The following is a 10,195-nucleotide window of genomic DNA, read 5'->3' as shown; positions in this document are numbered from 1 at the left end:
AGGTTCAGTGGTGTCGACGCCGTGGACCGCCTGACCGTGGAGATCAGGGAAGGCGAGATCTTCGGCCTCCTCGGTCCGAACGGCGCGGGCAAGACGACCACGGTCCGGATGCTCGCCGGGCTCATCGGGATCACCGAGGGGCGAGCCGAGGTGGCCGGCGTCGATGTCACCGACCGCGCGGCCGGGAGCCGGCTGCGCAGCCTCGTGGGCGTACTACCCGAGGAGGTCGGACTGTACGGGGACCTCTCTGCTGCCCGGACGCTCGACTACTTCGGCAGGCTCTACCACCTTCCCGCCGGCGTCAGGGCAGAGCGGATCGAAGGCCTGCTGACCCGGCTCGGCCTGTGGGAACGTCGCGACCAGCCGGTGTCAAGCCTGTCCAAGGGCCTCAAGCAACGGCTCGCCCTGGCTCGGGCCTTGGTCCACGACCCGCCCGTCGTCCTGCTGGATGAGCCGACGGCGAATCTGGACCCGGAGGTGGCCCGCACGGTGCGTGACTTCCTGATCGAGCTGCGCGACGAGGGACACACGCTGGTCATCAATACCCACCGGCTCGACGAGGCGCAACGCACGTGCGACCGGGTCGGCATCCTGCGAACCCGACTGCTGCGGGTCGGTCGGCCGGACGAGCTCCAGCTCCGGGCGTCGGACAACCGGGTCGACATCGACCTCGAGACGGTCGCGGAGCAGCACCTCGATGCTGTACGCGCGCTTGGCGTCACGGAGCTGCGCCTCGATGGGGCTCGACTGGTCGCAACTCTGCCGCCGGATGTCGAGGTGCCGGATCTCGTCTCGGCCCTCGTCGGCGCCGGCGCTCGGGTTACCGGCGTCTCCCGGGAGAGCACCAGCCTCGAGGAGGCCTACCTCGAGGTCATCGAGGGGACATCATGAGCATCGCCACCGCGCTGACGATCGCGCGCAAGGACGTGTGGGTCGCGCTCCGTCGGCGCAGCACCCTGGTCGGACTGGTCGTCTTCCCGCTCATCGTTGCGCTGGGCCTGCCGCTCGTGCTGCGGCGCGTCGGTGAGCGGACGGGGGCAGGGGACGCCACGATGGCCATGGTGCCGCAGCTGCTCGACGCCTTCGTCTTCTTCCTGGTCATCGGCTCGGCGGTCCTGCCCACCGCGATTGCGGCGTACTCGCTGGTCGGCGAAAAGGTCGAGCGTAGCCTCGAACCCCTGCTCGCAACACCGGCGAGCGAGCTCGAGATCCTCCTCGGCAAGACCCTCGCGGCGCTGGTTCCCACGTTGCTCGCGATCTGGCTCGGTGGGGCCGTGTTCGTTCTCAACGCGAACCGGCAAACCCAGTCCCTCTGGGGCCGGACCTTCCTGCCGGACACGGCGACGTGGATCATCCTCATGGTTGTGGTCCCACTGGCCGCCCTCTTCAGTGTGCTCGCGAGCGTCCTTGTCTCCGTGCGGGTGACCGACGTCCGCACGGCTCAGCAGCTGGCGGGTCTCATGGTCATCCCGTTCGCGGCCCTCTATGTCCTCTCCGAGATCGGCGTCTTCGACCTCAGCCCGACGTCGCTGCTGTGGATCGCGGCGGTGCTGCTCGTCCTCGACCTGGTCCTGTTCGCCGGCGCGCGCGCCGTCTTCGACCGTGAGGAGATACTGACCCGATGGCGCTGACCCGCGCCGGCACCACGGGCGGTGTGCGGTTGTGATACTGGGTGGATGACCGGTGCCCTGACTCGACCCTCAGGCACGACCTCCGAACCGTGAGGAGCAGGCGATGAGATTCGGACTGCACATTCCCAACTTCACGTGGGCGGGTGGCCCCGACGCGCTCCGTGGCCGGCTCGTCGACATCGCGAGTACCGCCGAGAACGCCGGGTACGACCGGATCAGCGTCATGGACCACGTGTGGCAGATTGCACCACTCGGCCCTCCGGAGCACGAGATGCTCGAGGCCTACACGACGCTCGGCTTCCTGGCCGGCCAGACCCAGCGGGTTGAGCTGCTCGCCATGGTGACCGCCGTCGTCTACCGGGACCCGGGGCTGTTGGCCAAGGCCGTCACGACGCTCGACGTGCTGTCCGGAGGCCGAGCTGTGCTCGGGATCGGCGCCGCCTGGAACGAAGAGGAGTCTCGGGGCCTGGGACTGCTCTTCCCGTCGACGAAGGAGCGGTTCGAGCGGCTCGAGGAGGCCCTGCAGATCGTCCTGCAGATGTGGAGCGACGACGAGGGACCCTATAAGGGCAAGCACTACCAATTGGCCCGGACCCTGAACTCCCCACAGCCGCTGAGCCGCCCGCGCCCGCCTATCCTCATCGGGGGCTCAGGGGAGCGCAAGACGCTTCGGCTCGTGGCGCAGTACGCCGACTCGTGCAACATCTTCGACACGCCCGAGCTACCCCGCAAGCTCGACGTGCTGCGCGAGCACTGCGAGCGGCTGGGCCGCGACTACGACGAGATCGAGAAGACGGCGCAGTTGCGCTTCGACCTCGGCCCCGACGGCGAACACGTGGATCGGCTCATCGACCACCTGCACGAGCTCGCGGGCCTCGGGATCGAGGTTGCACATGGCGGTTTGAAGGATGTGGAGTCCATGCGGCCGCTCGAGCTGATGGCCGAGCGCGTCATACCGGCTTTGAAGGATTCCTGAGCCAGGCTCAGCGCGCGACCGTCGTGGCCCGTCTCGCCACCCTGGAGGTCGACGGTCCGACCGCACGGCCGACGTGCTCGGCTTTCGACAGCGGCGGCGCCAGATTCCAACCAACTGAAGGAGAACCCGTGGCCTCACCCAGTCGGAGCTCGAGTCCGCCGGGCCGGGCCCAACTGCGCAAGGTCGTCGTCTACTCACTGCTCTCCCTGGATGGTGTTGCGGAAGAGCCCGGCGACTGGATGTTCGACGTGGACGCCGAAGTATTCGCCTTCCTCGGTCGGGTCATCGAGACCCAGGATGACGTCCTGCTTGGACGAGGGACATACGACTACTGGGTCGACTACTGGCCCACGTCGGAAGTCCAGCCCTTCGCCGACTTCATCAACTCGACACCAAAGCACGTGTTCAGTTCGCACCCACTTTGGGGCACGTGGCAGAACGAGCAGCTTGTCACCGCTCCCGTCGAGGATCATGTCCAAGCCCTGCAGGCCGGCCTCGGAGGCGACATCGGAGTCCACGGCAGCATCACCCTCGTGCAGGCATTGCTCGCGGCGGACCTCGTCGACGAGCTGCACCTCGTCGTGGCTCCCACGATTACTGGTCGTGGCGCACGGCTGTTCCCATCCGGCATCAACGGACCCCTCCGACTCGCCTGCACCGGCCAGTCGCTCACCCCGAGCGGCACGCTTCTCCTGTCCTATGCCAGGAGCGCTGAGGGTGGGCAGCACGTCCCCTCTCGTCTCTGACCCGGGACGGCTTGGCCAAGCGAACTCCTGGAGTGCTGGGGCCCGCGGCGTCAGCAACTGCACGCTCGACGCAAGGTGGGATCCGCCCCCGACAATCGAGCCGCGGCGAAATTGTCGACGCGCCTTCGGCCGCAACCCTGCCGACGTTCCAGCCCCGGCGGGATTGACGGAGTCGCGGGACGCGAGACGTGTGACCGTTCCCTGGGACCTCGAGCACCAGCACCGAGATCACGCCGTATGCCGCTGTGCTCGGCCCCATGCACCCGCTAACTCCCAGCGTGGCCGGTTTCCCCGTCGAGCATGCACTTCCCGTCAGGCCTCGTGCCGGTACCCCGGGCGCGCCGGCGCCTGTGGAACGACCACGGTCCGCGGGCTCGCGAGCCTCGCATCCCGGCTCACACCGGACTCGGGGCTCTACTCAACGGCGCGACTTGAGTTCGGCCCTGAATCACGCTGCATAGCAAGCGGATTAAGGCGGACTGCTCTGACCGTGAGCGCTACTGCCAACAGGCCAGCAGCCCCGAGCACCGCCCATTGCGCCCATGGCTGGATCTGCGCGTTACCGCTCGGGCGCGTGAGACCGAAGTAGACCATGACGGCTGGCGCTACGAGCCCCGGCACCAGGCTCCACGCCCGGGGACGATGGGTGAGCGCGCCGAGCACCGCCATGACGGGGCCGACCAACAACGAGATGGCGGACCAGAGCTGGATCTCGCTGACACTCAGTTGATCGTTCAGTCCCAGCATGGCGTCGCTCACGTAGTAGGCAAGGACCGCCAGCAGCAGGCCTCCCGTTGCCAGCAGCGCTGCTGCGCCCAGGCGCCGTGTGAACCAGCCGACTCCGAACGCGAATAGCGCCCACGCCCACGGCGTCCCCAACCATGAGCTGACGTACTCGAGCCAGCGCACGCCCTGACCCGGCGTGGTCGTGAAGGGGCCGTAGGCGGACCCGAAGGCGTTGCTCACCGAGTTGGCCACGCCAAGAGCAATGCCCGCAACGAGGGGAGGCGCCCAGCGAACACCTGAGGCACGTGCCGCTGCCAGTTGGCTTGGCCGGTTCGCTGCGACGGCCCCGTCGGTGTCCACGCTCACCGATCCTTCCAAAACCAATGACTCATCAGGGCTCGGTACCAGTGCGCCGGTCTCTCTCCTCCAGCTCCTCATCCGTGACGTAACGGTCGGCGTACTCCTGCCCGGACAGCTCGGCGATCCGCGCCATGAGTGCATCCGTCGCCTCCCGCCAGGCAGCGGGATCGTCCGGGCGGTCCGCCCACCGCGAGAGGTCCAACGGGGCGTCATACGTGATGGACACTCGTCCCCGGCGCGGGTTCGGCTGGCCCGGTAGGCGGATCTCTCGAGTTCCTTGCACAACGGCCGGGATGACGGGTATGTGGAGCGGCAGGGCCAGGCGCATGACGCCGGTCCGGCCACGATAGAGCCTGCCGTCCGGGGACCGCGTGCCCTCAGGGAAGAGCGCAACGACTCCTCCTTCCGCGAGGATCCGCCCGGCGTAGTCGAGCCCGGGACTCGCGGCGGCAGCGCTCGCCGGATCGATCGGTACCTGCCCGATCGCGCGGAGGAACCAGGCCAGCGCGCGGCGTCGCAGGCTCTTGCCCGAGTAGTACTTCTGCTTCGCGATGAAGATGACTCGTCGCGGCACGCCGAGGCTGATCACCACCGGGTCGATCATCGTCACGTGGTTGCCGGCGAGGAGAAAGGGGCCGGTCCGGGGGAGGTTCTCACGCCCGGACCACCGGGGTCTCACGTACCACCGAGCGATCGGCGCGACGACGACGAACTTGAAGAACCAGTACCACACGCCGCACAGCCTAGGGAACGAGTCAGGACTCCAGGTACGGGTCGGTGATCTGTCGGAGCATGGTCAGTGCCTCTCGCAACTGCTGCATTCGCCGGGTCCCGAGGTGGGCCTCCCACTCCTCCTCGATCCGCTGCTCCTCGGCTCGCGCGATGGGGATCGCCTCTTTGGCGCGCGGGGTAAGCCGGACGAGTCGCGCGCGGCCGTCGGTGGCGTCCGGCACCCGTTCGACATAGCCGGCTGTCTCAAGCCTGTCGACCAAGGCCGTGGCCGTCTGCTTGGCGACCTGGGCCCGGTCGGCGAGCACTGAGACGCGAGTTCCGGTCTCGTCGATGCCCATGAGCAGACGGCTCTGCGCGATGGTCACGTCGTCATAGCCCTGCGCGGTGACTGCCTCGTAGATGCGGTTCTCCGCCGTTCGGTGCGCGATGAACATCAGAAGGCTGGTCGGCAGTTCGCGAGACATCGGGCTCCTTGCACTAGTCCTATAAGCGAACTATATTGATTCGCTATTGGGACTACTTTAGTGGCTGGGTGTGGCATGGGTTCGCAACACGGACGGGTGCAGCAGGTCGACTTCTGGTTCGACCCCGTGTGTCCATACTCGTGGATCGGGTCGCGCTGGTTGCTGGAGGTCACAACACAACGCCGCCTCCAGATCAAGTGGCACGTCATGAGCCTCTACCTGCTCAACGAACACCGGACCGACGACCCCTCGTATGTCAGTCATCTGCGCGAGGTCAACGGTGCGGCACGGGTGGCGACGGCAGCGGCGGGACACGCAGGGGAGCCCGTGCTCGGTGATCTCTACACCGCCTTCGGCGCCCGCATCTTCGACGACTGGCGCTATGCCGGTGGGGACGAGTGTCGCGCGGCCATGGCGGCCGCACTCGCGGAGGTCGGCCTCCCCGCTGATCTCGTTGCGGCCTTCGACACGGAAGAGCACGACGCCGAGCTCCGTCGCAGCCACGATGCCGCGATCGCCCTTGTGGGGGACGAGTGCGGCACCCCGGTCACCCGAATCGACGACCCAGCCCTCTACGGCCCAATCCTCAATTCGATCCCACGCGGCGCCGCGGCGGTCCGCGTCTTTGACGCCATGCGGCTCCTGTCGACCGTCCCCGACTTCTACGAGCTCAAGCGCACCCGCACGACTGCTCCGGTCTTCACCTGACGAGAGAATCGACCATGAACGACGACGAGCTCTGGGCAGCGATCGACGACCAACGCCGGCGCACGGCCGACCTGCTCGAGACGCTCACTCCAACCCAGTGGCAGCAACCCTCGCTGTGCGACGGCTGGACCGTCCGCGACGTCGCCGCCCACCTCACCCTCCAGCAGCAACGTTTCCGGGACGTCCTCTCCTTCACGCGACATCACCCCGCGCTGCTGCGGAGCCTCACGCTGAACCGGATCATCCACGACTCCGCCGTCCTTCAGGCCAGGATGCCCACCGACGAGATCATCGGACGGATTCGCGGGATGGTCGGCTCGCGTCGCCACAACGCCTTCGTGTCCGAGCGCGAGACCCTCATCGACATCCTCGTCCACGGCCAGGACATCGCCGTCCCGCTTCGACTGGAGCTCGCGATGCCAGTTGACGCGACTGCGGAAGCCGCCACCCGCGTCTGGCGGATCCGTAACACCTGGCTCGGTTCCGTGAACCGGAAGCTCCCGCTCGACGGGCATCGGCTCAGCGCGACAGACACCGACTGGTCGGTGGGCGACGGTATTGAGGTCAGGGGCCCCATCGGCGCCCTCCTGCTGCTGGTCACAGGCCGGCCGGCGGCTCTCGCCCAGCTCTCCGGCGAAGGGGCGGAGGCGCTGAAGCGGGGGGCCCTCGCCGCCTGATCCGGCGTTGTGCAGGTGCCGGGTGGTGTGGTGGAGTCGGTCTGAAACAGGTCCACCGCCGCACGACCTCGGAGAAACCATGACCGACGTCCTCGACCCCACCCTGTCGCACACTCGCGGCGAGACCGACCCCCCGCTCATCGAGCAGACGATCGGCGACAACTTCGACGCCACCGTGGCGCGGTTCCCGGACCGCGAAGCCCTCGTCGACGTGGCGCAGGGCAAGAGGTGGACGTATGCCGCTCTGCTCGCTGACGTGGACACGCTCGCTCGCGCTCTCCTGGCCATCGGCGTCAAGACCGGCGACCGGGTCGGCATCTGGGCGCCGAACTGCTCCGAGTGGACACTGGTGCAGTTCGCCACGGCAAAGATCGGCGCGATCCTCGTCAACATCAACCCCGCCTACCGGTCGCACGAGCTGCACTACGTCCTCGGCCAGGCCGGGATCACGACCCTCATCGCGGCGGAGTCGTTCAAGACGAGCAACTACCGGGAGATGGTCGACGAGGTGCGCCACGACGTGCCTGGGCTGGAGCGCGTCATCTACATCGGCACCGACGACTGGGAGGCAACCACGTCCCAAGCCGAGCGGGTGAGCGAGAGCGAGCTCAGCGGCATACAGGCATCGTTGAATCCGACTGACCCGATCAACATCCAGTACACGTCGGGCACCACGGGATTCCCCAAGGGCGCGACACTCAGCCACCGCAACATCCTCAACAACGGCTTCTTCGTCGGCGAGCTGTGCCGCTACACCGAGCAGGACCGGGTGTGCATCCCGGTGCCCTTCTACCACTGCTTCGGGATGGTCATGGGCAACTTGGCGTGCACGAGCCACGGGTCCTGCATGGTGATCCCGGCCCCCGGGTTCGACCCGGTGGCGACGCTGCAGGCGACCCAGGACGAGAAGTGCACGAGCCTCTACGGCGTGCCGACCATGTTCATCGCCGAATGGAACCTGCCCAACTTCGCAGACTTCGACCTGTCCAGCGTGCGGACCGGGATCATGGCGGGCTCCCCGTGTCCGGCCGAGCTGATGCGCAAGCTCATCGCCTCCGGCATCGAGGAGATGACCATCTGCTACGGGATGACGGAGACGTCCCCGGTGTCGACGCAGAACCACACGGACGACACGTTCGAGCAGAAGACGGGGACCGTCGGCCGGGTCCACCCGCACCTGGAGATCAAGATCACCGACCCGACGAGCGGCGAAACGGTCAAGCGCGGCCAGGCTGGCGAGTTCATGACCAAGGGCTACTCCGTCATGCTTGGCTACTGGGAGCAGCCGGACAAGACGGCCGAGGCCGTCGAGGACGGGTGGATGCACACCGGCGACCTCGCGGTCATGCACGACGACGGCTACGTCGAGATCACCGGCCGGATCAAGGACATGGTCATCCGGGGCGGCGAGAACGTCTACCCACGGGAGATCGAGGAGTTCCTCTACACCCATCCGGACGTGCTGGATGCGCAGGTCATCGGCGTGCCCGACCCGAAGTACGGCGAGGAGCTGTGCGCCTGGATCCGGATGAAGGAGGGCGCCGAGCCGCTGACCGCGGAGGCGGTGCGAGAGTTCTGCACCGGGCAGCTCGCGCACTACAAGATCCCCCGCTACGTCGAGATCGTCGACGAGTTCCCCATGACGGTGACCGGAAAGATCCGCAAGGTGGAGATGCGGGAGACCACGACGAAGAAGCTCGGTCTCGGCTGAGGCCCAACGGACCGTGCGCCGGCACGTGGAGATGAGTATGGGATCTCAGGCGCCCGGTCGGCTCCGGAATAGGCTGAGTCACAACGCCGCCCGTCTGGGCCGCGGCCGGTCCCTGGGTGAGGAGGCCGTCATGGCCACTCTGGAGAGCATTCTTTCCCGAGGTGTTGCCGAAGGAATCATCACGAGCCAGCAGGCGGACGGCCTTCGTGCCCTGATCGCTGACGAGACCGGACGCGCGGACGCGCCACCGACGCGCCCGGCCGAGCAGCCCTCGCTTGTCGTGGAGGCGCTCGGCTATCTCGGTGGGATCATCGTGCTCGTCGGCGCGATTCTCGTTGCCTCGCAGTTCTGGCCGGGGCTCGGTGACGGCGGCCAGTTGGCGATCGTCCTCGGGGCGGCCCTCGGGTTGCTCGTGGCCGGTGCCCTCGTGCCTTCCCGCCTCGGGGCCACTGGTGGCCGGCTCCGTTCGGTGCTGTGGGCGCTCAGCGTCGTTGCGTTCACGGGAGCGTTGGGGAAGCTCTTCTACGACGTCCTCGACCTCGGCGGTCCTCAGGCTGACGCCACCGCCGTCCCGCCCCTCATGGCCGCCCTGGCCACCGCCTATTCCTTGGTGCTCTGGTTCTGGCGGCCGAGCGTCCTCCAGCTCGCCGTCGCGGCTGCGGGCACCGCGTTCACTGCCGGACTGACCGGAGGAGCGCTCGGCCTGAGGTTCGACGCCGTCGCGGCGGCTGTGCTGACCGTCGGTGCCGTCTGGATCGCCCTCGGCTGGAGTGGGGTGGTGCGTCCTGCTCGTGCAACGGTCGTCATCGGGTCGCTCATTGCTTTCGTCGGTGGCCAGCTTGTCACCGTCGGTGGATACAGCCCGATCTGGGGGCTCCTGACCGCGGCTGCTCTGGTCGGGCTGGCCCTCTACCGCCGTGACCTGCTCGTCCTGGGCATCGGCTCCGTGGGAGTCCTCATCAGCCTTCCGATGGTGGTCTACGACTGGTTTCCGAGCGTTGCTGCGGCTGCCGTCAGCCTCATCGTCGTGGGCGCGCTCCTCGTCGTGGCTGCGCTCTACACGGCGCGGCGCACGTCCGTGCGGGCCTGACCATTCCTTGGCCGTATGCCGCTGAGCTCGCTCCCGTGCGCCCAGCTGGGCCGCGTGTGGCCGGGTGATGAACTGGGTTGGTACGCAGTGGAGTCAGGGTGCCTGGGCCGATCGCCGAAGAAGGGGTCACGGGCGTTGTCGGTGGTCGCTTCTAGGGTTTTGGTATGAGCAGGGGGCGGGCAGCGAGCGGCGGGGTGTCGCCCGGGGTGCCGCCGGTTGCCGCGGTGTCGGAGGAGGCTCGGGTGGACCTGCCGGGGTTGCCGGCGCGGCTGGCGTCGATGGCTGCGGAGCTGCGGCTGATCACGCGCAACTATCCGCTGCACGCGTTGGCGCCGGCCGGGGTCGGGGACGCGATCGAGCAGGCGCAGGCGATC

At 67.8% G+C, this 10,195-nt stretch carries 12 protein-coding genes; 9 read left to right on the top strand and 3 right to left on the bottom strand.

Annotated elements, in window-relative coordinates:
• The 4 genes from VIR15_RS14225 to VIR15_RS14210 all read left to right on the top strand — a co-directional run.
• Positions 1–891, top strand: an 891-nt coding sequence (locus tag VIR15_RS14225) for an ABC transporter ATP-binding protein (RefSeq protein WP_331928753.1), incomplete at its 5' end; no start/stop codon positions are given.
• Entirely contained in the window at positions 888–1,631 is a 744-nt protein-coding gene (locus tag VIR15_RS14220) for an ABC transporter permease subunit (protein ID WP_331928751.1), read from the top strand. The genes VIR15_RS14225 and VIR15_RS14220, both read left to right, overlap by 4 nt.
• Positions 1,632–1,734: 103 nt before the next feature.
• On the top strand, positions 1,735–2,607 hold the full coding sequence (locus VIR15_RS14215) for an LLM class F420-dependent oxidoreductase (RefSeq protein WP_331928749.1): 873 nt from the start codon (positions 1,735–1,737) through the stop codon (positions 2,605–2,607).
• Between the two features lie 128 nt (positions 2,608–2,735).
• Positions 2,736–3,353, top strand: a complete 618-nt coding sequence (locus tag VIR15_RS14210) for a dihydrofolate reductase family protein (protein ID WP_331928746.1) — start codon at positions 2,736–2,738, stop codon at positions 3,351–3,353.
• Positions 3,354–3,767: 414 nt separating this feature from the next.
• Here the strand turns inward: VIR15_RS14210 and VIR15_RS14205 are convergent, their stop codons facing one another.
• The 3 genes from VIR15_RS14205 to VIR15_RS14195 form a co-directional block, all read right to left on the bottom strand.
• Positions 3,768–4,331, bottom strand: a complete 564-nt coding sequence (locus VIR15_RS14205; protein ID WP_331928744.1) for a hypothetical protein — start codon at positions 4,329–4,331, stop codon at positions 3,768–3,770.
• 139 nt (positions 4,332–4,470) lie between these two features.
• Positions 4,471–5,172, bottom strand: coding sequence for a lysophospholipid acyltransferase family protein (locus tag VIR15_RS14200; protein ID WP_331928742.1), 702 nt, complete (start codon positions 5,170–5,172; stop codon positions 4,471–4,473).
• 22 nt (positions 5,173–5,194) lie between these two features.
• Entirely contained in the window at positions 5,195–5,635 is a 441-nt protein-coding gene (locus VIR15_RS14195; RefSeq protein WP_331928740.1) for a MarR family winged helix-turn-helix transcriptional regulator, read from the bottom strand.
• A gap of 75 nt (positions 5,636–5,710) precedes the next feature.
• Here VIR15_RS14195 and VIR15_RS14190 point away from each other — a divergent pair, with 75 nt between their 5' ends.
• The 5 genes from VIR15_RS14190 to VIR15_RS14170 form a co-directional block, all read left to right on the top strand.
• Complete coding sequence (locus VIR15_RS14190) at positions 5,711–6,343, top strand: mycothiol-dependent nitroreductase Rv2466c family protein (RefSeq protein WP_331928738.1); 633 nt, start codon at positions 5,711–5,713, stop codon at positions 6,341–6,343.
• A 14-nt stretch (positions 6,344–6,357) separates the two neighbouring features.
• On the top strand, positions 6,358–7,020 hold the full coding sequence (locus VIR15_RS14185) for a maleylpyruvate isomerase family mycothiol-dependent enzyme (protein WP_331928736.1): 663 nt from the start codon (positions 6,358–6,360) through the stop codon (positions 7,018–7,020).
• A gap of 79 nt (positions 7,021–7,099) precedes the next feature.
• Entirely contained in the window at positions 7,100–8,731 is a 1,632-nt protein-coding gene (locus tag VIR15_RS14180) for an AMP-binding protein (RefSeq protein WP_331928734.1), read from the top strand.
• A 130-nt stretch (positions 8,732–8,861) separates the two neighbouring features.
• On the top strand, positions 8,862–9,821 hold the full coding sequence (locus tag VIR15_RS14175) for a DUF2157 domain-containing protein (RefSeq protein WP_331928732.1): 960 nt from the start codon (positions 8,862–8,864) through the stop codon (positions 9,819–9,821).
• Between the two features lie 164 nt (positions 9,822–9,985).
• Positions 9,986–10,195 (top strand): hypothetical protein (locus VIR15_RS14170; protein ID WP_331928730.1); only part of this gene is annotated, 210 nt, incomplete at its 3' end.

It is taken from the genome of Intrasporangium sp. (assembly GCF_036566125.1).
In the GTDB taxonomy this organism is placed as follows: domain Bacteria; phylum Actinomycetota; class Actinomycetes; order Actinomycetales; family Dermatophilaceae; genus Intrasporangium.
The sequence above is the reverse complement of the archived record's forward strand: the minus strand, read 5'-3'. Positions and strand labels throughout refer to the sequence as shown.